We start from the raw sequence: 22,626 nt of genomic DNA on the forward strand, positions 1-22,626 counted from the left end.
GGTTTAACGCCGTGCCGCTGCGGCGTCCAATGCCTGTTGAACCAGTGCTGCGATCCGTGCTGGCTCGGTGAAAGCCATGCGAACCGGCCAAGCGGAGATGCCGTCACGCTCGGCGGCCGGTATGCGGACGGAATCTTTTTCCGTGGTCACGAGGCGGGCGCCTTCCCGTTCGGCCAAAGCCCGTAACCGGCGCAGATCTGCACGCGAATAATCATGGTGGTCTGGGAAACTTCGCGTAGCCACGATATCCCCGCCGGCTGCAGTCAGCGAATGGAAGAATTTCTCTGGCCGGCCGATGCCTGCGAATGCCAGCAATCGGCCGGACGGCGGCGCAGCCGCCGGTTCGAGCCAGCCAGTCAGGACCGGGATTTCAAGTTCGTCGAGACCAAGGCTGTGAAAATCAGGCGTGTGATCGGGCCCTGCGAGAACGAGAATGATGGCATCTGCGCGAGCAAGGCCCGCCGCAACCGATTCACGCAAGGGGCCGGCCGGAAACACCCTTCCATTCCCCCAGCCCGCTTCGGCGTCGACAACGACGATCGAAAGATCCTTGTGAAGTTGCGGATTTTGATGCCCGTCATCCATGATCACGAGCTCTGCGCGATGCAGGATGGCGGCTTCGGCGCTGGCTACGCGATTGCGGCAGATCCAGACCGGCGCTGCCTGAGCGATCATTAGCGGCTCATCTCCGACATCCTTGGCCGTATGCCGCGAAAGATCGACGCAAAGCGGTCCCTTGACGTTTCCGCCGTATCCACGGCTCAGTGCCTGGGCATTGATTGCGTTGTCATTGGCAATTTCGAGGAGCCGCATCGTGACGGGCGTCTTGCCGGTTCCGCCAAGGGTGAGATTGCCGACGCAGATCACGGCAGCGTCGACCCGCACAGGCTTGGAGTTTTGCAAACGGCGGGCGCTCAACATTCCGTAGATGGCTGCCAACGGGCGGAGTGCGGCCGCAGCAAGCCGGCCCGGAAATCCGACGGTTTCGTGATACCAGAAGTGCGGTGGCTTCATGGCGTTGACCCTGGCACGAGGGTGAGCAGTGCGCGTAGCGTTTCTTCCATCGCGCCGGACGTCAGTCGCTCAAGCGCCTGCTCGGCCCTCGCAATCCGCCTGGACGGATCGGACAGCAGCGCCTCGGCAATCGCGTCGGCATCGGCTGCGACAATTATTGCGGATTCTGAAGCATAGGCCGCGTAAACGTCGTCAAAGCTCGCGGTATAGGGGCCGGTGATCACCGCGCATCCGGATCTGGTCGCTTCGACCGGATTGTGGCCGCCGATGCCGTCAATCAAGCTGCCGGCTATAAAGGCTTGATCAGCCAGCGCATACCAAAGCGACATCTCGCCCAATGTATCAGCCAACCATACAGCGTCGCCGGGGTCGGGCACCTGACCAGCCGAGCGCCGGGCATATTGCCAGCCATCCGTTTCCAGATGTGCCGCAATCAGATCGCCGCGTTCCGGGTGCCGCGGTGCGAGGATCAGCAAGGCTTCTGGCGCGTCGTGCAGGAGGCTTCTGTGGGCTTCAAGGAGAATGTTTTCTTCGCCGGCATGGGTGCTGGCAGCGAGCCAGACCGGGCGGCCGTTGAGTTCGGCGCGCAATGTTTCGCGTTCCGCGGAGTTTGCCGATATTGGCGCGGTTTGAAGTTTCAAATTGCCCGGGCGCTTGATCTCGCGTTCAAGAATGGCGGAGAGACCGGATTGGGTCCGCTGATCGGCGGCGCCTATCCAGCTGAATGCGGCTAACAAGTACTGGGCGCTTTTCTTGCGTTTGCGCCAGCCGTCGAGCGAAGCAGCATTCATTCGCGCATTGGCCAGCGCAGCGGGAATCTCGCGTTTGCGCATCTCCATCAACAGGTTGGGCCACAGCTCGGATTCCACGAATACCGTCGCGTCGGGCTGCCAGTGGTCGAAAAATCGTCGCACGCAGGCTGGTCTATCAATTGGAATGTATTGATGAATTGCGCGATCTGGCAGCTCGCGCGTCATCAGTTCGGCAGATGTGGTCGTGCCCGTCGTGACCAGGAAGTGCCAATCGGTCTGTTCCGATAGGCGACGGACAAGATCGAGCAGCAGCAGCGATTCACCCACGCTGGCGCCATGCAGCCAGACCAGAAAACCTGTTGTTCGTGGCTGGCTAGCATGACCGAATCGTTCGGCCAATCTATTGCGGTCTTCCTTTCCATCTCGTGCGCGCTGTTCGAGCAAGATTCCGGAAAGCGGTGCTGTGAGAATCGTCAGCCAGCGATAGAGCAGAAGCGGTAGTGGTGACATCAGCTGCCCCTTGCAGCTCGGGGCGGAGCCGGTTCAATGACTGGCCCACCCACCGCCTCGTCAGCTTCTCGCGTGGCGTCATTGAGCCGCCGTTCGAGTTCAAGCCGCAGCGTTTCCATCTCAGCGTCGTCGGCATCGGCGGGCACGTGGATTGGCGGTTTCCAGACCACCACGCCCTTGCCGAATGGAAAGGGCAGGATGAAACGGTCCCAGGAGTCAAACACCTTTTTGTGGGTCACGGACCAAGAGAAGATCATGATCGGCGTGCGCGTCGTCCTGGCTAGCTGGATCACGCCCATGCTGGCACGTTGTCGGGGCCCGCGCGGCCCATCAATGGTCAGCCCCATGCACGCATTGTTCTCGATTGCGCGGGTCATGTCGCGGAACGCCGCCATGCCGCCCTTCTGCTTGGTTTTCCGGGTGTTTCGAGACGAGCCGCGAACAACGGCTATCGCCAGATTGCGCGCAAACCGAGCGATGAAGTCTCCCTCGCGGGAGCGCGAAATCAGCATAGTCGGGGTTTGCGGAGCCTTGCGGTCCCAACCCATAAAACTCAAACCAATGCGCGAATGCCAAAAGGCCGCGACCATGCCCTGTTCGGTCTGGGTGCAAATATCGAGATGTTCGCGGCCGCGCCGCTCCCATTTTTTGGTCGCAGCACAGAATTGCATGTACTTCGCCAGAATCCACGAAACGGCGGTTTGTACAGCCGGAGAAGAGGTAAGCGCGCGCAGCATTACGCCTTTGCTTGCGTCGATTGATGCAGCCGTCAAGCGTTCGTCGCGGTTGCCGCTTTCGCGACGCCCGCCTAAACGGAGGCCATGACTTACGATCTGACCCATCCGCGCGACCGCAAGCGTGCCTGGAACCATTATCTCTGGCAGGACCACGGTGTGTTGCGGCTTCGGTTCCACAACATGCATCCGGTCGGCAGCAAAGGGATGTGGCGGGCCAATCAGCCGTCACCGAACCGCCTTGCTGCGCTAAAGGAACAAGGCTTCGAGACAATTCTGAACCTTCGCGGCACGCAGCCCGGGCGATCCTATTACGATCTCGAGCACGAGGCGTGTGAGCGGTTAGGCCTGGCGATCCACGATTTGCCCTGGGGGTCGCGCGAAGCGCCATATGTTGAGCGGATCGAGCATCTGATCGAGGTGTTCGACACAATCAAATATCCCGCGCTGATGCATTGCAAGTCAGGCGCCGACCGAGCCGGAATCGTGGCGGTGCTTTATCTTCTTTTGCACGAGAAGGTGTCGTTCGAGGAGGCGATCGATCATCTGTCGTTCAAGTATCTGCACGTGAAGCAGGGCAAAACCGGTATGCTCGATTATTTTTTCGAGCAGTACAGGTTGGCGAACGAGGCCGAGCCGATCGATTTCCTAACCTGGGTGCGGACAAAATACGACCGTCAGGCGGTGCATGACGGTTTCATGGCCAGCTGGTGGGGCAACATGCTGACAGAAAAGATACTGCGGCGAGAATGATCAGACGGCGAACTGAAGCCTGCAAAGTCGCGCGTAGATTCCGTCTTTTGACAGCAATTCGTCGTGGCGGCCGGTCTCTGCGACGCGGCCTTCGTCCATAACGTAAATCCGATCAGCATCGCGAACCGTAGCCAGGCGATGGGCGATCACGATAGTGGTGCGGCCTTCCGAAAGTTTTTTCAAAGCCTCCTGAACCCGGGCCTCGGCTTCAGCATCGAGCGCGCTTGTGGCTTCGTCGAGCAAGAGAACAGGTGCGTCCGCGAGAATAGCCCGCGCGATGGCTATTCGTTGGCGTTGGCCACCCGAAAGCTGGCTGCCGCGGGGTCCGACGGGCGCATCATAACCGCCGGGCAGGGCAGAAATAAAATCATGCGCATCGGCAGCGCGGGCTGCCGCTTCAATTGCATCGCGACTGGCTTCCATCTGGCCGAAGGCGATATTGGCAGCGATCGTGTCGTCAAACAGGACAACATCCTGGCTGACCAGTGCGGAAGCCTTGCGGACAGAAGCGACCGTTGCCTTGCACACATCCTGTCCGTCGATCAGCAAGCGGCCAGCCGTTGGATCGTAGAGTCGAGGGATCAGGTTCAATAGCGTGGTCTTTCCTGAACCGGAGGCGCCGACAATTGCTGTTGTCTTGCCCGCTTCGGCGACAATATCGACGGAGCGGAGCGCGGTTTCGCCATCGCCATAGGCAAACGACACCGCTTCAAAAGCAACGCGCCCGGGGCCAGGGCGAAGCGGCTGTGCCTTCTTATCCTCGGTCACATCGTCGGTCTCGTCGATCACGTCGTAGATTCGCTGAAGAACGGCGATTCCTTCCTGAATGGCCGCACCAAGCGTGCCGACTGCCCGTACCGCCGGGGCCATGACAGCAATGGCGGCGATAAAGCCGGTGAAATCGGCGATCGAGGCTGCGCCTTGAGAAATCCGCCATCCGGCAAAAGCTAGGACGCCGGCGAATGCCGCGCCGCCCACGACCTCGAGAATGGGATCGACCCGCGCCTTCGACGCCGCGATCGACAGGGCGAGCCTGAAACGCTGCAGAAAAGCAAAGCGCGAGCGCGCGATCTCGTGTTCCTCGAGCTGGTAGGTCTTGACCATGCGCGCACCGGAGAAGCTTTCCTCGAGAAAGCTCGTGACCTCGCCCATCTGAGCCTGCGCTTCGCCCGAGGTCTTGCGCAAGCGGTTTCCGATGCGAATGACCGGTAGTGCGGCAATCGGATAAACGACCAGGACGAGGATGGCGAGCATCCAGTCGAACACGAACATGGCTGTGATCGCACCGACAATCGTGAGCGTGTCGCGAAGCAGATTGTTGGCTGCGCGGACCAAAAGGTCGCGCAAGATCGTGATGTCGTTCGTGAAACGCGAGACGATCGACCCGACTGGTTCAGCGATGAGTCGCGCGTAATCCGCCCGCACCAGCCGGGCGAAAAGGATTTCCTGCAGATCCTGCATGATCTTCAACGCCAGCCGATTGGTCTGGACGGTTTGCAGGAAGAGAGAAATGCCGCGGACCGCGGTGATGGCAATAATCACGATCGGTGCCAGCCAGATGACGCGGGCGTCCTGCTGCTCCAACAGGCCAACCGCCCAGCGAATCATGAAGGCGTAGCTTGATGCCGCCGCAGCGGTGATTGCTGACAGGATGATGGCAAGCAGAACGAGACGCCAGCGTGGCGATATCCGGTCCTGCCAGAAGCGCCTGATCAAAGCGCCGCTGGACGTGGGCCGTTTAGCACCGGATGTCGTCAAGGGCTGGCTAATGGTCGTGCCCGTCAGTTGAGGGATCGAGCAGCCTGTGTGCGTGAATGATGAAATAGCGCATATGCGCGTTGTCGACAGTGCGCTGCGCTGCCGATTTCCAGGCCGTGCGGGCTTCGGCATAGCTTGGATAAGCGCCGATGAAATCGATCGCGTCGAGATCCTTGAACTCGGTCGCGTCCGGACCGAGGTCGGTCAGTTCTCCACCAATTACGATGTGAAGGAGTTGGGTGTCGCTCATGACAACGTCCTCTGTCAGGCGCCGCCGATCGACAGGGAGTCGACCCGCAAGCTGGGGGCATTCACGGAAGACCAGAATACGAGATCGTCCGCGGGTTCAAGTCGCTTGAATATGTCTACCAGATTCCCGGCGACCGTAATCTCGCTGACAGGCTCAGCGACCTGGCCCTGGCTGATGGCGAATCCGGACACGCCGACCGACCAGTCGCCTGTATTGGGATTAAGCGATGGGCTGAACATCTCGGTGACGAGAAGTCCATCGGAAATGTCGGCAATCATGTCGTTAGGAGATTGTGACCCCGCCTCGACGTGCAGATTGGTGGCCGAAACCCCTGGTGAACCGCCGAGCGAGCGCGTGGCATAACCGTTGGTTTGGAGTCCGAGCTGGCGCGCCGATGGCGCGTTCAAGAGCCAAACTGTCAGCACACCGTTTTCGATGATGTGACGCTTTTCATTTGCGACACCTTCGCCGTCGACAGGCCGCGAGCCGAGGCCCCAGTCGCGGTGCGGATCGTCAATGATGTTGATGTTCTCGGCGAAAACCGGTTCGCCAAGCCGATCGCGAAGAAACGACGTGCCGCGCGCAATCGAGGGGCCGGAAATGGCGCCTTCGAGCGCACCCAGCAAACGCGCGGAGACACGCCGGTCGAAAACGACAGGGCGAATACCGGACGGCATTTGTTTAGCTCCGAGACGGGCAACAGTCCGTTCCCCCGCTTCTCTGCCAATTTCGCGCCTGTCTCGAAGGTCGGCCTGGCGGCGGGCGCTGGTCACCGAGTAATCGCGCTCCATGCCGCCTTCTCGTGCCGCGATTACGCTAACGCCATAGCCGTGGCTGGAGCGTCGCGCAGTATAAGACACGCCATTGGTGGCAATGCTGGCCGAAGCAGTCTCGCCATTGCTGGCGAAAGCCGTCTCGGTCATGGAAACGCCATCAATGTCACGCGCTGCGGTTTCGACTTCTCGCGCGATGTCTGCCAGCTCTTCGGTGCTCCAGCGAGGCTGTTCATACAGCGTGATATCGGGCAGTCCGCGTGCCAGACGGTCCGGTTCGACCAAGCCGCACCAGGGGTCTTCGGGAGCCGCCTTTGCCATGGCGATCGCGCGTTCGACGGCCTGATCCATGCCGGTGCGGGAGAGGTCGGAAAAACTGACGCCGGCTTGCCGCTTGCCGAAAAAGACCCGCAATCCGGCATCCCGGCTTTCCGACCCTTCAACAGCTTCAAGCGCGCCATCGCGCACTGCAACTTCAGTCGACCGAGATTGGATAACAGCCGCTTCTGCGTGCTCGGCGCCGAGCTTGCGCGCCCGCGCGACGAGATCGTCGGCAATGGTCAGCAGGGCATCGGTATCGATAGGTTTGGAAGGTACACTCATGCCCTTCACCTAGCCTGCCCGGCCTGCCCGGGGCAATCATTCGTTCAGGTCAGCGCCCTCCACAGCAGCAGGGCGGCGATTGCGAAGTAAACGAGCAAGGTGAGGGCGGCGCCAAATAAGCGACCCGGGCCGGTCGTTTGCCGGCTGATGAAGGCATAGGCATGGGCGCCGCGGCCGAGCGTGAAGGCCAGTCCGATCACATGGATGACCAGTGTGCCGTAGCCCAGCGAAGCCAGCAGGAAGAGGCCGACAAGGGCTCCGGGGATCCATTCCGCAGCGTTTCCGTGGCCCCGGATCAGGGCCGTCATCTCGATATCATTGCCGTCGCCCAAACTGATCTTCTTCTTGTTCCGGTTCAATCCTACCGGCACGGAGAGGAGGGCGAGCAGCAGAAGATTGATGGCAGCGTAAAGCGCCACGGCTTGGAGTGCAGTCATGACAAATCCTTATTGGCGGCCTTCGCGCGCGCATTCGACCGAGGCATTGACCAGAAACATGCCGGCGACCGACATTTCCTCGACGCTCAATTCGCCCCGCATCGACATCACCCGCTCGTTCTCGTCATTCATGGATGCGATGAGGAATTCGCGGGCATCGCCGGTCAGGCCATCCTCTGCCCTCTCGGCCATGCATTCGCACAGGGCGGGCGAATTATTGGTGGCGTTGAGACAGGCCGCCGCGAAATCGTCATCCGGCGTGCCGCTGGTCTCGACAGCATCGCCGCCGCCGGCTGAATCACTGCCGCCATCCGGAGGAACAGCGTCACCATCACCTGGCGCGTTGTTGTTGCACGCCGCCAGAATGAGGGCGGCCAGCAATGCGAGTGGTGATAGTCGTTTCACGGGCGCCTCCTGTCAGGTTGGGTGGAGTATGGCCCTCCGAATTCCCCGAGGTAAAGCCTAATCACGTTCCGGCAGGCCCCTTGCTTCACTCAGCGCATTGGCCAGAACTTCGGGATCGGCCGCGCCCGGAACTGCAAACTGGCCTTCGAAAATGAAGGTCGGAACCCCGGTGACGCCGAGCTGGTGGTAGAAAATCGCTTCCTCGCGCACTTCGGTCTTGTCGCGGTCGGTTGCAAGCAGATCAGTGACAATGGCGGGATCGAGTCCGGCCTCGCCAGCGATCTCTGTCAAAACATCCGTCTGACCGATATCGCGCCCGTCGCGGAAGAATGCGGCAAACAAGCCTTCGGCGACGGCGTTGGCTTTTTTCTCGCTCTGACCGCGCGCCCAGCGGATCAGGCGGTGTGCATTGAGTGTGGACGGCCGTGTCTCGATGCGGTCGAAACGAAAATCGATTCCTGCACCGGGTGCCGCGGCTTCGAGATGCGTGCGCATCGCCTTCCACCGCTCGGCATTGTCGCCGGAAAACTTCGCCTTCATGTAGTCGCGGTAGGGCGCGCCTTCTTCCGGCAGTGTCGGATCCAGCTCGTGCGGGCGCCAGGTCACCTCTGTCTTGATGTCCGGCGCCATTTTCCTGGCGGCCAGCCAGTTGCGCCAGCCGAGCCAGCACCAGGGGCAGACGAAGTCGGCGACAAGATCAATTCGGACGGGTTTGCGTGCGGCCATGTCTCATAATCTTTCAAAAAACCGGTCGGCATCTACAACTACTACTACTACTACTACAATCGCGATTGTTTCGACCCTGACGACCGGTTCGCCGGACACAGGAGGAACGTGTTTCGATCGTCACCCGTGCGGTGCGCGGATGCGACGCCTGACGTCATTTTAGATGCAAGACTGACAGCGCGGACAGTTGAATACGGGGGCGGCATGCAATGCTGCTGCCTCGACCGGTTTCAAACCCGTGACCGCGTCCGTCAAAACTATATCCACTGCGTTGCCAGAGCTTATGCCGCCAGTTTGATCTCGACCAGTTTCAGGCCGAAATGCAGATCCTCGCCGGCCAGCGGATGATTGCCATCGGCCGTGATCGTCTCGTCGCTGACCTGGGTGATGGTGAGCTGAACGGTCGACCCGTCCTGTTGCTGGGCACCCAGCGTCATGCCCGGCTCGGGCGCCTGGCCGTCTGGCAATTGGGCGCGCGGAATGTCGATGACCATTTCCTCGCGGCGCGGGCCGAATGCGTTGTCGGACGACACCACGGCGGAGCTTTCCTTGCCGACTTCCAGCCCGTCGAGCGCGGCCTCGACTTCCGGGAAAATCTCGGCATTGCCGAGCGTCAGCGAGATCGGGTCATCGTCTTCAGTGCGCCCGACGACGCGGCCGTCAGATGTCCGGACGGTGTAGCTGATAAGGACGGTATCGCCCTTCTTGGCGGTTGGCATGGCATGATCCTGTCGAGGGTGAGAAACGGGTGAAATAATCGGGCGCCGTATCGCCCGGGCGCGGCAGTCGCGCGTTTGCGGCTGTGAGCTGCATGGGTCGCAAGACGAGGGGCGAAAGTCAAATCAGACCGGGTTTGTTTTGTTTCACTTGCCGACGCCTTGCGATGACGGCATCGACCCGGCCCCGCCCGACGCGCTGCGAAACTCCCTCGGTGTTTGCCCCGTCTCGCGCTTGAAGGCCTTGTAGAAGGTCGAGCGCGAATTGAAGCCGACGTCGAGCGCAATCGTCAGGACAGACTGGTCCCCTTGCAGGATCCGCGACTTCGCGTCTTCAACGCGCCATCGAGCGACAAAGTCGAAAAACGTCATGCCAATCTGTTCGTTCAGCGTTTGTGAAACCAGGTTCGGCGGCGTCGTGACATGGCGAGCCAGTTTCTGCAGGGACAGGCCGGGATCAAGGTAGAGTTTTTCGGCGCTCATGGCCTTGAGAATGCGTTCGGCGATCTTTTTCGCGCGCTCTGCAGACAGGGCGGACCGCGTATATTTTTCCGTAGCCGCGTTGTCGGATGACAAGGGCTGCGTAACCCGCGCATCAGGCGCCACAGGGCCATTGGCAAATGCGATGAGCGTCAACAAAACGCCACCTGCGAGGGCAAATACGAGACTGTCCGGCGTCAGGAAACCAATGCCCAGATTGTCGCTCAGAAGAGAAAGGGCGGCGGCCGCCCACAGGCCGACCAGCAGGATCAGAAATCCATCGATCCAGCGCAATTCAAAGCGTTCAGTGTTCGAGTAGAGAGATTTGAGATTTGCGCGGTAGCGAGAAACCTTTCGCAAGGTGGCGATCAGATACGCGATGGATGTGATGATCCATACAAAGACCAGCACGAAGGTCATCAGGGTCAAGACAGCCGGTGCGATGCCTCCGGGAAGTTCACCGGTCACGAACAGTTCGCGGCGGGCCGGTGATGGAAGCATCCAATAGCCCAGCATGACGCCCAGACCGGCCAGCGGCAGCACGGCATCCCGCCGCCAGTTCCGCCGGCCGGCAGTGGCGCCCAACCGGCTTTCCGCATAGCGATAAACGGCGACCGGCAAGCTGAACATGAGCGGCAGAAGCGCCGGCAGGTAGAATTCGTAGATTGCCGGCTGCAGGGCGGTTGCCAGCGGCAGAGCGCACAAGCCGGTCATCAGTCCGAAAACGGACAGCAAGTGTCTCCGGCTCGACCTGCCGTGATCATTGCGCGCACCGTTCAAGGCGCCCGCCCATGCTCCGGCCAGTGCAATCCCGGTCACCAGTGCCGAAAGCAGGAATACGCCGTCTGCTTGCATCAGCGTGGTCTAGGCGAGAGCGGCAGGCTGATCAATCTTTGCAGGCGATTGTGTCCGCGCCGTCCCGCGCGGACGACAGGCAGAGGCGAGATGCCGAAGAGAGGCTGGCGGGCGACAGAAGCCCGACCACCAACTGGCTTTCCGAGCGGACGACAAATGACTGAACCGGACTTACTGGGCGATCTTCACTTCTGGATCGGGTGCGGCGCGATTATTGCCGGCTTTACCGCCTTTGCCTCGCGCAAGGGCGAAGGCGTGCACCGGAAAGCGGGCACGCTGTTTGTGGTCTGCATGGGATTGCTGGCGCTCAGCGGGTTGTGGCTCAGCCTGGCGCGGGAAATTTTGTTCACCGTCTTTCTGTCCGCGATCAGCTTTCATGCGCTGATCACCGGATGGGCGGCGGCCGGACATCATTCCGTACCTTGCCGCTGGATCAGCCGCATGGCGCCGCTCGCCTCCGGCCTTGTCGTGCTGGGGGCGGCGGCTGGTGGCATGATGGCTGGCGCAAGCCCGGGCGGCGTTCTCGACGATCTGCCCCCTGAAGCCTTCTACTTTCTGGCGTTCGTGAGCGCGGTTCTTTGCGGGCTGGATGTCCTTTACGCCCGCATGCCTGCTCCCAATCATCGGGCGCGACTGACTCGGCATCTCTGGCGGATGGGATTCTCCTTCTTCCTTGCGACAGGCATCTTCTTTTTCGGCAATAATCATGTGTTGCCGGAAATATTGCGCGCGCCCTTTTTCCTCACCCTTCCGGTTCTGGCGGTGGCCAGCTGGACAATCGTCTATGCGGTGCGGACCCGCTTCCGTCGCGCTGCGCCAGGGTGAGGTCCGGCAAAAACAGGACAATCAAACACAGGCGGCTGCCCGCGAAGATGGCGCTGCCGTGCATTCAGGAAAGGCAAACATGATGAGTTTTCAGAAAACATGCGGTCTCGCGGCGATCGGCGCGGGCGCAACCTATGTGATCGGGTTCTGGGTCTATTTCTCGATCATCGGGCCGGCGCAATATGGCAGCCCTTCAATTCCCGTCGAACAGCACGTCCAATTCCTCGCCGAGAACATGGACCTGATGATTGTCTGGAACCAGATCATCTATGTCCTCAACGCCATCCTCATGGTGCTGATCGTCATCGGACTGCACCGGCGGCTGGCGGCCAGCGGGGCGCTGGGCCAGACGGCGTCGGCCTTCGGGCTGATCTGGGCGGGGCTCATCCTGGCCACCGGCATGCTGACCAATATCGGGATTGCGCAGATTGTCCGGCTTTCGGCCGAGGATATGGACGCCGCGGCGACGCTGTGGCGCTCGGTCATGGTGGTAAGTTCGGGCCTGGGCGGCGGCAATGAAATCACCGGGGGCATGTGGATTTTCCTGTTGAGCCTCGCAGGTCTCAAGACCAAGGCCCTGCCGCTCGGCGTCAATTTGTTGGGCGTGCTCGTCGGCGGCGCCGGGATTATCTCGACGATCCCGGCACTATCCGCGGCCACGATGGTGTTCGGGCTCGGATTTATTGCCTGGTTTTTCGTGGTGGGGATGGCCCTGATATGGCTGAAACCGCTCAAGGAGGCGGAAGCGCGTTAGGGGTATGCCCAAGGCTATTGGGGCTCAGCCGAGCCCCAATTCCTCCCACATCTCGTCCACGCGCTTTTTCGTCGCTTCGTCCATGTCGAGCTTGTCTCCCCACTCCCTATTCGTTTCGCCGGGCAATTTGTTGGTGGCGTCCAGGCCGATCTTGGAGCCGAGGCCCGAGACCGGTGAGGCGAAGTCGAGATAGTCGATCGGCGTGTTCTCGATGATCGTGCAATCGCGCGCCGGGTCCATGCGGGTGGAGACCGCCCACATCACGTCCTTCCAGTCGCGCGCATCGATATCGTCGTCCACGACAATCACCCATTTCGTGTACATGAACTGGCGCAGATAGGACCAGACGCCGAGCATCACCCGCTTGGCATGGCCGGCATAGGCCTTCTTCATCGACACCACGGCGATGCGGTAGGAACAGCCCTCCGGCGGCAGCCAGAAATCCACGACCTCGGGAAACTGCTGCTGGAACAAGGGGATGAAGACCTCGTTCAGCGCTTCGCCGAGTACGCTCGGTTCGTCCGGCGGCCGGCCGGTATAGGTCGAGAGATAGATCGGTTTTTCGCGCATGGTGATGGCGCTGATCTTGAACACCGGGAAAGGCTCGACGGAATTGTAATAGCCGGTGTGGTCGCCATAGGGGCCTTCATCGCCATACTCGTCGAGCATGACATGGCCCTCGAGGACGATCTCGGCCTCGGCAGGCACTTTCAAGGGCACCGTCTTGCAGTCGACTAGCTCGGCCTTGGCCCCGCGCAGGAGGCCGGCGAACTGGTATTCTGACAGCGTGTCCGGCAACGGCGTGACCGCGGCGAGAATGGTGCCCGGATCGGCGCCGAGCACGGCGGCGGCGGGCAGGGGTTCGGGCTTCTTGTCTTTCCAGCGCTGGTATTGCTGGGCCCCGCCGCGATGCTTGAGCCAGCGCATCAGGGTTGCGTCCCTGCCCAGCTTCTGCATGCGGTAGATGCCGAGATTGAAATCGTCTTCCTTCGAGTCCGACGGTCCCTTGGTGACGACCAGCGGCCAGGTGATGAGCGGCGCCGGTTCGCCGGGCCAGCAGGTCTGGATCGGCAGCTTGTCGAGATCGATGTCATCGCCGGTCAGCACCACCTCCTGGCAGGGCGCCTTGCGGACGGTTTTCGGCCGCATGCTCATCACCGTTTTGGCGAGCGGCAGCATGGAGAGCGCGTCCTTGACGCCGCGCGGCGGTTCGGGCTGGCGCAGGAAGGCGAGCAGCTCGCCGACCTCGCGCAGCTCGGCGGAGGTCGACCGGGGCTCTCCGCCCAGCGTCACGGCATTGGCGACGCGTTTGACCGTGCCGAACAGATTGACGAGCATCGGCATGTCCGATCGCTCGCCGTGTTCGTTGATCACATTTTCGAACAGGAGGGCCGGTCCGCCGGCCTCGAGCACACGGCGATGGATCTCGGTGATTTCCAGGTCGGTCGAGACCGGGGCCGTGATCCGCTTGAGATCGCCCGCGGCCTCCAGCCTGTCGATGAAGTCGCGCAGCGATTTGTAGGCCATCGGCGGCACCCTTGTCTGTTGCCGACAATCTGCGGTTCTGCGCCCGATTGTCCAGCATCGCGCCTGCGGCGAATGGAACCGAAGCCTATCGCCTGCCGTTTTCTCGACGGAAGGATGGCCGCATGTCGCTGCTCTACCAATTGCTGGGATGGATCCTGGTCCTGATCGGCTTGCCCCTGACCCTGTCACCGCTGCCCTTCGGCATCGTGCTGACGGCGATCGGCCTCGCCCTGATCATGGCGAACTCGCGGTCGGCGCGGAAACACCTCCAGCACCAGCGCGCAAGGCACAAGGCGCTGGATGACTGGATGCGCAAGGCGGATAGCGTCGTGCCCGGACCGTTCGACTGGATCCTGCGCGAAACCGATACGAATGGCTGGCAGACGCCGCGCGGGGATGGCTAGTCGCCTTCCGGGCCGGTTGTTTCCGCGGGCGCGGGTTGTAACGCTTCCAGCACGCCGGCGGCCAGGGAGCCGGAGCGCGAATTGGTCCGGTTGGTTGCGCCAAAGCGGACCACCATCAATTCCTGATCGGGCATGATATATCCCCACTGGCCCTGAAAACCGCTCATCATCACGGCGTTCTCTGGCAAGCCCGCGGCCGCGAGCGGCAGCCAGAATCCGGCGCCATATTCTCCGCCCGAGCCGGGCGTAGGCGTCGAAATATACTCATACCAGTCGGCGGGGATCAGGCGTTCGCCGTTGGCCATGCCGTCATCGAGATAGAGCATGCCCAGCCGCGCCCAGTCATGCGGCGTCATGTAGAGGTAGGACGAGCCCTGCCAGGTACCGCTTTCGTCCGGCTCCAGCACGGCGGAATAGATGCCCAGCGGATGGAAGAGACGGTCGCGCAGGGCCTGGGTCTGCGCGTTGAGCGTGTCGCCGAGCCGTGTCTGCAGCGCGTGTGTGGCGAGGATGGTGTTGGCGGACATGTATTGCCAGTGCGCGCCGGGCTCGTGGAGCTGTTCGCGCGTGGCGGCAAAGCGCGGCATGTCCGATTCCGTCATCAGCATATCGGTGTTCGGGTCGAAGCCATTGTTCAGCTCGGCCGCGGCGAGGCCGTAGGACATGCGCAGGAGGTTATCCAGCGTGATATCGGACAGTTCAGGCCGCCATTCGCTTAGCGCATCGATCTGGTCCGGTGCATAGAGCTCGATCTCGCCGTCCTCGACCATCACCCCGGCGAGGGTGGCGATCATCGACTTGGTCATCGACCAGCCATGCAGCCGGCTGTCGCGGGTGACGCCCGGCGCATAGCGCTCGGCAACGAGGCGGCCCTGGTGGAAGACCGCGACGGCCAGCGTATTGCGATTGGGATCGGCGTCGGCCGGATCGAAGGCATCGTCCACGGCGGCCTGCAAGGCCGTGGTATCGAAATTCGCATCGCGATGGGTGGTATCGAGCTCGAAGGGTTCGAACGCCGGCTGGGGCGGTGCAGTGAGCGCGGGATCGAAGCTGTCGATGCGGCCGTGATTGAGCGTGCAACCATGACCTTCGCGGAAGACCGCCTCCTGGTGCCAGAGGCCAAGAACACGCGAATGAACCGATGTGTCCGCGCGATCCACCCGCGCGCTGACCAGACCAGCCGCCCCGCCGAGCAACGGGTCGACATAGAGCGCGCGGGCCCGGTCCGGTTCCAGCCCGGAGACGAATGTCAGCGAACAGACCTGCTTGGCGGTGATGCCGGTCGCGGCAGGCAGGTAAATGCGGCCGATGGGGGATGTGTTCAGCCAGACGAGGCCGCCGATAATGATCACGGCGATGATAACGCCAATCCAACGCAAGATGGTCATGGTTTCCCCCGGTTTGCCGTATTCTAGTCGAAGATCGCCGATTCTTCGGGATGCTTTTTCGCCCAGGCCTTTATGTAGGGGCAGAGCGGCACGATCTTCACGCCCTCGGCTTTGGCCGCCGCGATCAGCGCCTTGACGAGTTGGCTGCCCAGGCCCTGGCCTTCATGGGCTTTCGGCACGCCGGTATGGTCGGCGATCCAGCGGCTCGTTCCGGCTTTCGAATAGGTCAGCTCGGCTTCCGATCCGTCGCCGAGATCGATGACGAAGCGTCCGCGCGTGTCGCCGGTCTCATGCCGCACATCGTTATGGGTCATCGGGTCCCTCTCACACGGTCGTGATGTGCCTGGGTGGATAATGCAGCGCTTATCTCACCCCTGCTGCCGGATCATGGCAATGCCAACCCTCAGCGCGGCACGCTCCGGCAAATTGCCATGGCGCTCACAGCGTCAGCTTGCGGTCGCGCAGTTTTTCATAATGCGGCTGGCAGGCGCCGACGGTGCTGCGCGCCGATTCCGGAAGCTCGTGCGGGCTGTCCTGCGGTGGCTCGAACCGGGTCGAGGCGACTACACGCGCATACCACCAGGGCGCCCAGACGCCGTCACTGTCGCGCGCACCTGCCGGCCAGGACAACATGGACTGGCTGAACGGTATTTCGATCTCGCGGCACAGCGCGGCGAGCATGCCGTCAGGGTTTTCGAGTACGTCGCGGCACTCGATGACCGGCCAGGCGCGACCGGTCAGCTGGCTGGCATATTCGTGAAGCTCTGACTGGCGCGCGGCGCCGATGTCGTCCGGCGTGACGCTGCCGGTGGTGGCGGCGAAACTGGCGGCGACCTCGGCCGGATCGCGGATCAGGAAGACATGGCGGCAGACCGCCATCCAGTCGCGCGGAATATCGTCCAGCATGTGCTGGCACATGTGTTTCTGGAAGTAGAGCGGCGCGCCGCCCGGTGCGTCACCGGCGCAACGCCGGGCAATCTCATCCGCGTCAAGCGGAACCGCGTCGAGGATGTGATCGCGGCCGGGGTGATCGAGCCCGGTCTCGACGAGATAGGGCCCGTAGAAGGGTTCGTCCCAGACCTCGCAATCGGCGCGGTTCTCAAACGATCGCATCGTCGCGGTCGAGATGTTGCGCGGTCCTGACCACAGGCAGATGCGGATGGTTTCCGTCATGCCGCCGCGATCTTCTCCGCGTAGAGCTGCTGCAATCGTTCGACCATCGGGCCGCGCGCCGTGCTGATTTCGCGGCCATCCACTTCGATTACCGGCACGAGGCCGGCGAATGTGCCCGTGGTGAAGGCTTCGTCGGCGGAATAGACCTGTGTCAGCGTGAAGTTCTTCTCGAAGACCGGGATTCCGGCGTCGCGGCACAATTCGATGATGATGCCGCGGGTCACACCGCCAAGGCAATAATCTCCGGTCGAGGTCCAGACCTCGCCCTTCCGCACGATGAAGAAATGGGTCGAATTGCAGGTGGCGACAAAGCCGTGCGGATCGAGCATCAGGGCTTCATCGGCGCCTGCCTTCGTGGCCTGGATGCAGGCGGTGATGCAATTGATCTTGGAATGCGAGTTGAGCTTCTGGTCCTGCACATCCGGATAGCCGCGGCGGACATGGACCGTGAACAGGCGCAGCCCCTTCTCGGCCACGGCCGGGTCAGGGGTTTTCCATTCCGGCAGGATGACGATGGTGGCCGGCGAGATCGTGACGCGCGGGTCCTGGTAGGGTGTCGCCTTGAGGCCGCGCGTGGTCATCAGCCGTATATGCACGCCATCGCCTTCGCGCATGCCATTGGCCTCGAGTGTCTCGTAGAGCGCTGCAGTCAAGGCCTCGCGGGTCAGGCCGAGATCGTAGTCCAGCGCCTTGGCCCCCTCTTCGAGCCGGTTGAGATGGCGATCGAGAAAGGCGATCCGGCCCTTGTGGACGCGCAGGCCTTCCCAGACGCCATCACCAAGGACGAAGCCGGAATCAAGCACCGATACCCTGGCCTCGGCGCGCGGATGGAGCGCGCCATTGATCCAGACCTTCACGTCCGCATTGCGCGGATCATCGAGATAGGAATGCGCGCCCTTGCCCATCAGCCGAACTTCGAGAAGTCGGGCGCCCGGCGTTCCATGAAGGCGGCGGCGGCTTCGGCGAATTCAGGCGAGGACAACATTTCCGCGAACAAGCCGCCTTCGCGGGCCATCCGGTCTTCGGCCGGCTCTTCCGGTGCCTGCATGAGCGCCTTGGCCGTGCGCAGCGCGCCAGGTGATTTGGTCGCCAGAATCAGCGCCCGCTTGCGGACCTCGCTGGAAATCTCTGCCGAAGGGAAGACATCGGCAATGAGGCCGGCTTCCTTAGCGCGGGCCGCATCCCAGGTCGAGCCCAGCATGAGGAGATCGGAGGCGGCCGACCGGCCCAGCCGGGCCGGAAAATAGAGGCTGGAGGCAAATTCAGGCGCCAGGGCGAGGTCGACGAAGGGGGTCTTGAAGGCAGCATTGTCCGAGGCATAGGCGAGGTCGCAATGCATCAAGAGCGTTGTGCCGATACCGATCGCCAGGCCGTCGACTTCGGCGATGATGGGTTTCTTGGCCGTCATGAGTGCGCGCATGAAGCGTTCGACCGGGGGCATGTCGCCGGAGCCGCCGATATGGGGCGGGGCTTCCATGAAATCGATCAGATCGTTGCCGGCCGTGAACAGGCCCGGCGTGCCGCCGAGCACGAAGACACGCACCTCGCGATCGGTCTCGCCGGTCTCGATGGCCTCGGCCGCTGCGGTATACATCTCACGCAGCAGCGCGTTCTTTTTCTCGGGACGGTTCCACCGGATCGTCCGAACGCCTTCTGACGTGTCGATCGAGACAAGCTGGCTCATGTCATGACTCCGCATTTGATCTCCGACTTCTCTAGGCAAGTCGGCGCGGCAAATCCAGTTCGCGTCAGCGTCAACTTTCCTCGGTGGCGATCCGGGTGAGGGCATCGTGGAGTACGTCCGACACGTCGTCGCCGAGCCGGCCTTCGAGTTCTGCATTCAGCGCCTTCAAGACAATGTCGGCCTGCTCGGCCGCTTGCTGGCCACGGCGGGTGAGCGCGACCATGGCGCCTCTCGCGTCGCGCTTGTCGGTTGTTTTCGTGACCAGCCCGGCCTTTGCCATGCGGTCGACCAGGCCGGTTACCGCTGGCGGGTTCAGCGACAACGTCTTGCTCAAGGCCCCCATGCGGCGATCGCCGCGACGATGCAACAGGAACAACACGCTGGCTTGCGAGGCGGAGACGCCCGCTTCCGCTTTCAGGCGTCGGTCGGCCTCGCGGTTCAGGCGCCGCGCGGCGATCTCGATCAGCAGGAATAATCGCCGGTCAACGGCGCGAACCTTGGCCATGGTCCAAGCCTGCTGCGATTCTTTCGGTTCCGAAAGAAAATCAGTCCCGGAAACGCCAGACACGGGCACGACGGATCTCGGAATCCTCGAGGTCGCGGACCAAGGGAGCGGTGAATTCGGCGAGACAGGTCATCCGGTCCTGTGGCAGGAAATAGCGGCCGGGGTCGCCGACCAGAACCCGTGTGCCGCGGTCATGGAGCTGGCGCAACCAGCACTCGACACGGCACGATAGCGCCTCCTCGTAAAAGACGTCGGCGGCGAGGACGATATCCCAGCTTCCCATCTCGCCGATGATATCGCGATTTTCCGCGGCAATCCGGACACCATTGAGTGCCGCATTCATATCAATCGCCGAGACAGCAAAGTCATCGATCTCGGTCGCCGTCACGCATGCGGCACCGGCGCGCGCCGCGGCGATACCGGCAATGCCGCTGCCCGCGGCGAAATCAAGCACGGACCTGCCGGCGAACTCATCTTCGTGATCGAGCGCATAGCGCGCCAGCGCCTGGCCGCCGGCCCAGGCAAACGCCCAGAAAGGCGGCGGAAGACCGGCCTCGCCAAGCGCCTCTTCCGTCTGCGACCAGAGCGCAATCGACTCGTCTGCAAGATGAAGCGGCAATTCCGGTACGAGCGGTGGCGACAGCCGCCGGGTGACACGGCGAATAAAGGCGGCAGGCAGCTCGCCGTCTTTCAGCATGGCGGCATGGACAGTCCGGGCCTGTGACCCGTTCGTGCTGCCCGGCGCGTCAGGGCCTAATCGGATTCGCTGATAAATTCGGCATCGGCGAGCTGCGGGAAGGCGCGCAATCCATCCTCGATGGAGCCCAGATCGCCGACGACCACCAGCACCATCCGGTCCGGTTGCAGATATTCTGCCGCAACAGAAGAGATGTCCGCGTTGGAGACGTCGCTGATCCGGTCAACATAATTGGCGAGATAATCGTCCGGCAGACCGTGCAAGTTCTGGTTGGCGAGTTGGGCAATAAGGCCGCCCGTCGACGCATTCTGGAGGATGAAGATGCCACCGATCCAGGTGCGCATGCCGTCAGCTTCATCCGCCGGCGGCGTGTTCAGCTGCAGGTTCTGGATCTCGCTGAAGATCTCCGTGAACGCTTCGACCGTGTGCTCGGTAATGATGTCGGCATTGAAGGTCCAGTAGGACGATCCGACCCGATTCGTGATTCCGGACCCCGGCGAGTAGGTCCAGCCATTTGTTTCGCGCAGATTGCGCGTCAGTCGCGAGGTGAAGGATCCGCCGAGCAGGGCATTCATGACAGTCAGCGAATAGGCATCCGCGGTCCCGATCGGTGCCACGGGTACACCAAGGCGAATGGTCGCTTGCGGCGCATCTGGCCGGTTGATCAATCTGACGATCGGGCCGGTTCGCGGGGTGGCTTCCGGAATGTCTACGGCATTTCCGGCTTCCCAATCGCCGAACGCGTCGCGGACGGCGGCTTCCATTTCGTCATGGTCGAAACGGCCGGCAATGTAGATATGGGTGCGGGCGGCGCCGAAATAGTCGGCATAGAACTGGCGCACCTGTTCGAGCGTGTAGCCTTCCATCTGGCCTTCATCGGGAATGCCCTGGCCGTAGGGATGATCCTCGCCATAGAGCAGTCCGACATAGGCTTCGGTCGCGACCGGTCCGGGTTGGGACCGCGCGACGGTCATGTTCCGGATTTCGTTTTGCAGGATTCGGTCGAACTCCGATTCCGGGAAATCCGGTTGGCGGATCACGGTCGCGATCCGGTTGATGGCTTCAGGTCCGAATTCGGACAGCACATTCGCCGAGAAATTCGCCGCATGCATTCCGACGCCGATATTCATATCGCCGCCCATGGACGCGAAAGCCCGCGCTATGGTTTCAGGACTTTCACCTCCTGCACCTTCTTCCATCATGGCCGCGACGACATCGGCGAGATAGGTGGCATCACCGTCGAACACATTGCCCGCCATGACACTGACGGAGATGTTGACCTTCGGCGCCAGCCCGAAATCGATGAAGGTGGCGCGCAGGCCATTGTCCATTTCAATCGTCGTCGTTGCCGGCAGTTCGAAAGAGGGCGCCGGTCCGATCTCCGGACGCGTGCTCTGCTGGGCGAAAGCGGTGGCGGCCGAGAGCGCCAGTGACGCGGCGGCGATCCATTTCATGGGGGATGCGATCATCGTCCTCTCCTCCGATCACTCTTCGCCGGCGGTATCACCGCCGAGGCTGCCGTCCGGGTCCGGGATGACGCGCAGCACCGACCGGTTGGTGGGGCGCAGGTATTCCTGCGCGGTGGCCAGAACGAGTTCCGGCGTGACCTGGTCAAAGCCTTCTTCGATCCGGTTGATCCGGGTCGGGTCGTCATCGAACAGGGCGAAGACCGCGAGAAGGTCGACCAGGCCGAAGCGGGTCGATGAATCGACAATACCGTAGAATTGCGAGCGCAGCTTGGTAATCGCGCGATCGAGCTGTTCCTGGCTGACAGGGTTGGTGCGCAGGTCCTCGATCACCTCGTCCACGCTGGCCATGATCTCTTCATCGCTGAACTCGTCATCGTGGATCATGCCGACGGACCAGAGCATCGGGCCGTTGTAATTGTACATGTTGCCGAGCAAATTGATCCCGCCGAAAACGCCGGAGGCATAGCCTTCCTCGTTGATCAGGCGCTGATTGAGCAGGCTGTCATCGCCCTGGACGAGGATCTGGTCGAGCACGGCCATGGCATAATATTCAGGCGAGCCGCGTTCCGGCATGTGATAGCCGAATCCAAGGGCGGGCTGAGGTGCCAGCCGGTCGTAGATTTCGCCGGATTTCTCTTCTTCCTGGCGCGGCTCGGACACGTCCACCGGGTCGGCGGGCGTGCTGGCGGGGATGCTCCCGAACTCGCGCTCGATCCAGCTGAGTGTCTCGTCCGCGTCGATGTTTCCTGCCCCGACAATGACCGCATTATTGGGCGAATAATAGGTGTCGAAGAAGGCTTGAACGTCCTCTAGGTCGGCGGCGCGCAGATCTTCCAGATCACCGTAGAAATTGTGGGCGTTGTGCCAGTTTTCATTGGCCAGCATGGGCAGATCGATCCAGATCCAGCCGCCATAGGGCTGGTTGATCACGTTTACCAGCACCTCGTTTTCGACGACGCCCTGCTGGTTTTCCAGCACTTCCTGATCGATGATGGGCGCACGCATGCGATCGCCTTCGGCCCAGATCACCGCTTCGAGCGCATTCGATGGCACGACTTCGTAGTAATTGGTGAAATCGAACCGGGTCGATCCGTTGTTAACGCCTCCTGAGCCATAGATCAGCGAGTCGAAATCGCCTTTCGGCAGGTTTTCCGATCCCTGGAACATCAGGTGTTCGAATAGATGCGCGAAACCCGTGCGATTTCGGGGTTCGTTTCGGAATCCGACGCCGTAATACACAGCAACCGTTGCGGTCGGCACGGTCGTATCTTCGGACAGAACAACGCGAAGCCCATTGTCGAGCGTGTGGTAACTGACATCGACCTGGATACCTGCCGGCACCGATTCGCCGGACGTGACGCCGGTCTCGTCTGAATTTCGATCCACAGCCGGTTCGCCGCACGCAGCGAGCATGCAAGCGCCTAAAACGGCCAT

Annotated in this window: 25 protein-coding genes; 4 read left to right on the forward strand and 21 right to left on the reverse strand. The window is 61.9% G+C overall.

Features of this window, described 5'->3' with window-relative positions; translation table 11 throughout:
* Positions 1–3: 3 nt before the first annotated feature.
* Genes lpxK through ACOOFN_RS10545 form a run of 3 tightly spaced genes read right to left on the reverse strand, consistent with a single transcriptional unit; the run spans position 4 to position 3,118 of the window.
* Positions 4–1,014: a tetraacyldisaccharide 4'-kinase gene (gene lpxK / locus ACOOFN_RS10535; protein WP_420431220.1), complete on the reverse strand. Its 1,011-nt coding sequence runs from the start codon at positions 1,012–1,014 to the stop codon at positions 4–6.
* Positions 1,011–2,276: a 3-deoxy-D-manno-octulosonic acid transferase gene (locus tag ACOOFN_RS10540; RefSeq protein ID WP_420431222.1), complete on the reverse strand. Its 1,266-nt coding sequence runs from the start codon at positions 2,274–2,276 to the stop codon at positions 1,011–1,013. The genes lpxK and ACOOFN_RS10540 overlap by 4 nt, the downstream gene beginning before the upstream one ends.
* Positions 2,276–3,118 carry a lysophospholipid acyltransferase family protein gene (locus tag ACOOFN_RS10545; RefSeq protein WP_420431224.1) on the reverse strand — a complete coding sequence of 281 codons (843 nt, stop codon included), beginning with the start codon at positions 3,116–3,118 and terminating at the stop codon, positions 2,276–2,278. Before ACOOFN_RS10545 ends, ACOOFN_RS10540 begins: the two co-directional genes overlap by 1 nt.
* On the opposite strand from ACOOFN_RS10545, the gene ACOOFN_RS10550 reads away from it, so the two are divergent.
* Positions 3,098–3,763, forward strand: coding sequence for a fused DSP-PTPase phosphatase/NAD kinase-like protein (locus tag ACOOFN_RS10550; protein WP_420431226.1), 666 nt, complete (start codon positions 3,098–3,100; stop codon positions 3,761–3,763). The genes ACOOFN_RS10545 and ACOOFN_RS10550 overlap by 21 nt on opposite strands.
* Here the strand turns inward: ACOOFN_RS10550 and ACOOFN_RS10555 are convergent, their stop codons facing one another.
* From ACOOFN_RS10555 to ACOOFN_RS10590, 8 genes are all read right to left on the reverse strand, one after another.
* Positions 3,764–5,479 (reverse strand): ABC transporter ATP-binding protein, encoded by a 1,716-nt coding sequence (locus ACOOFN_RS10555; RefSeq protein ID WP_420431229.1) that lies wholly within the window; start codon positions 5,477–5,479, stop codon positions 3,764–3,766.
* A gap of 49 nt (positions 5,480–5,528) precedes the next feature.
* Positions 5,529–5,771: a DUF4170 domain-containing protein gene (locus tag ACOOFN_RS10560; protein ID WP_420431231.1), complete on the reverse strand. Its 243-nt coding sequence runs from the start codon at positions 5,769–5,771 to the stop codon at positions 5,529–5,531.
* A gap of 14 nt (positions 5,772–5,785) precedes the next feature.
* Positions 5,786–7,147 (reverse strand): TldD/PmbA family protein, encoded by a 1,362-nt coding sequence (locus ACOOFN_RS10565; RefSeq protein ID WP_420431233.1) that lies wholly within the window; start codon positions 7,145–7,147, stop codon positions 5,786–5,788.
* Between the two features lie 44 nt (positions 7,148–7,191).
* Positions 7,192–7,584, reverse strand: coding sequence for an MAPEG family protein (locus ACOOFN_RS10570; RefSeq protein WP_420431235.1), 393 nt, complete (start codon positions 7,582–7,584; stop codon positions 7,192–7,194).
* Between the two features lie 9 nt (positions 7,585–7,593).
* Positions 7,594–7,989: a hypothetical protein gene (locus ACOOFN_RS10575; RefSeq protein ID WP_420431237.1), complete on the reverse strand. Its 396-nt coding sequence runs from the start codon at positions 7,987–7,989 to the stop codon at positions 7,594–7,596.
* Positions 7,990–8,046: 57 nt separating this feature from the next.
* On the reverse strand, positions 8,047–8,715 hold the full coding sequence (locus tag ACOOFN_RS10580; RefSeq protein WP_420431239.1) for a DsbA family oxidoreductase: 669 nt from the start codon (positions 8,713–8,715) through the stop codon (positions 8,047–8,049).
* 281 nt (positions 8,716–8,996) lie between these two features.
* On the reverse strand, positions 8,997–9,434 hold the full coding sequence (locus ACOOFN_RS10585; protein WP_420431241.1) for an FKBP-type peptidyl-prolyl cis-trans isomerase: 438 nt from the start codon (positions 9,432–9,434) through the stop codon (positions 8,997–8,999).
* Positions 9,435–9,578: 144 nt separating this feature from the next.
* On the reverse strand, positions 9,579–10,766 hold the full coding sequence (locus tag ACOOFN_RS10590) for a helix-turn-helix domain-containing protein (RefSeq protein ID WP_420431243.1): 1,188 nt from the start codon (positions 10,764–10,766) through the stop codon (positions 9,579–9,581).
* A 156-nt stretch (positions 10,767–10,922) separates the two neighbouring features.
* On the opposite strand from ACOOFN_RS10590, the gene ACOOFN_RS10595 reads away from it, so the two are divergent.
* Both ACOOFN_RS10595 and ACOOFN_RS10600 read left to right on the forward strand, forming a co-directional pair.
* Complete coding sequence (locus tag ACOOFN_RS10595; protein ID WP_420431245.1) at positions 10,923–11,591, forward strand: hypothetical protein; 669 nt, start codon at positions 10,923–10,925, stop codon at positions 11,589–11,591.
* Between the two features lie 79 nt (positions 11,592–11,670).
* A complete protein-coding gene (locus tag ACOOFN_RS10600) occupies positions 11,671–12,345 on the forward strand; it encodes a DUF4386 domain-containing protein (protein WP_420431247.1) in 675 nt (224 codons plus the stop codon).
* 24 nt (positions 12,346–12,369) lie between these two features.
* On the opposite strand, the gene ACOOFN_RS10605 is transcribed toward ACOOFN_RS10600, so the two are convergent.
* Entirely contained in the window at positions 12,370–13,872 is a 1,503-nt protein-coding gene (locus tag ACOOFN_RS10605; RefSeq protein ID WP_420431249.1) for a UbiD family decarboxylase, read from the reverse strand.
* 11 nt (positions 13,873–13,883) lie between these two features.
* Here ACOOFN_RS10605 and ACOOFN_RS10610 point away from each other — a divergent pair, with 11 nt between their 5' ends.
* Positions 13,884–14,276 (forward strand): hypothetical protein, encoded by a 393-nt coding sequence (locus ACOOFN_RS10610; RefSeq protein WP_420431251.1) that lies wholly within the window; start codon positions 13,884–13,886, stop codon positions 14,274–14,276.
* Here ACOOFN_RS10610 and ACOOFN_RS10615 read toward each other — a convergent pair.
* The 9 genes from ACOOFN_RS10615 to ACOOFN_RS10655 all read right to left on the reverse strand — a co-directional run bounded on the left by ACOOFN_RS10615 (position 14,273) and on the right by ACOOFN_RS10655 (position 22,605).
* Positions 14,273–15,664, reverse strand: a complete 1,392-nt coding sequence (locus ACOOFN_RS10615; protein ID WP_420431253.1) for a serine hydrolase domain-containing protein — start codon at positions 15,662–15,664, stop codon at positions 14,273–14,275. The genes ACOOFN_RS10610 and ACOOFN_RS10615 overlap by 4 nt on opposite strands.
* Before the next feature lie 23 nt (positions 15,665–15,687).
* Entirely contained in the window at positions 15,688–15,978 is a 291-nt protein-coding gene (locus ACOOFN_RS10620; protein WP_420431255.1) for a GNAT family N-acetyltransferase, read from the reverse strand.
* Positions 15,979–16,102: 124 nt separating this feature from the next.
* Positions 16,103–16,837 carry an HAD family hydrolase gene (locus tag ACOOFN_RS10625; RefSeq protein WP_420431257.1) on the reverse strand — a complete coding sequence of 245 codons (735 nt, stop codon included), beginning with the start codon at positions 16,835–16,837 and terminating at the stop codon, positions 16,103–16,105.
* Complete coding sequence (locus ACOOFN_RS10630) at positions 16,834–17,742, reverse strand: aminotransferase class IV (RefSeq protein ID WP_420431259.1); 909 nt, start codon at positions 17,740–17,742, stop codon at positions 16,834–16,836. The genes ACOOFN_RS10625 and ACOOFN_RS10630 overlap by 4 nt, the downstream gene beginning before the upstream one ends.
* On the reverse strand, positions 17,742–18,521 hold the full coding sequence (locus ACOOFN_RS10635; protein WP_420431261.1) for an enoyl-CoA hydratase-related protein: 780 nt from the start codon (positions 18,519–18,521) through the stop codon (positions 17,742–17,744). The genes ACOOFN_RS10630 and ACOOFN_RS10635 overlap by 1 nt, the downstream gene beginning before the upstream one ends.
* 70 nt (positions 18,522–18,591) lie before the next feature.
* Complete coding sequence (locus ACOOFN_RS10640; protein ID WP_420431263.1) at positions 18,592–19,026, reverse strand: MarR family winged helix-turn-helix transcriptional regulator; 435 nt, start codon at positions 19,024–19,026, stop codon at positions 18,592–18,594.
* Positions 19,027–19,066: 40 nt separating this feature from the next.
* Positions 19,067–19,723 carry a class I SAM-dependent methyltransferase gene (locus ACOOFN_RS10645; RefSeq protein ID WP_420431265.1) on the reverse strand — a complete coding sequence of 219 codons (657 nt, stop codon included), beginning with the start codon at positions 19,721–19,723 and terminating at the stop codon, positions 19,067–19,069.
* Positions 19,724–19,779: 56 nt separating this feature from the next.
* Entirely contained in the window at positions 19,780–21,192 is a 1,413-nt protein-coding gene (locus tag ACOOFN_RS10650; protein WP_420431267.1) for a M16 family metallopeptidase, read from the reverse strand.
* Between the two features lie 15 nt (positions 21,193–21,207).
* Positions 21,208–22,605, reverse strand: coding sequence for a M16 family metallopeptidase (locus tag ACOOFN_RS10655; RefSeq protein ID WP_420431269.1), 1,398 nt, complete (start codon positions 22,603–22,605; stop codon positions 21,208–21,210).
* Between the last annotated feature and the right edge of the window lie 21 nt (positions 22,606–22,626).

This window comes from Hyphobacterium sp. (genome assembly GCF_965217055.1).
In the GTDB taxonomy this organism is placed as follows: domain Bacteria; phylum Pseudomonadota; class Alphaproteobacteria; order Caulobacterales; family Maricaulaceae; genus Hyphobacterium.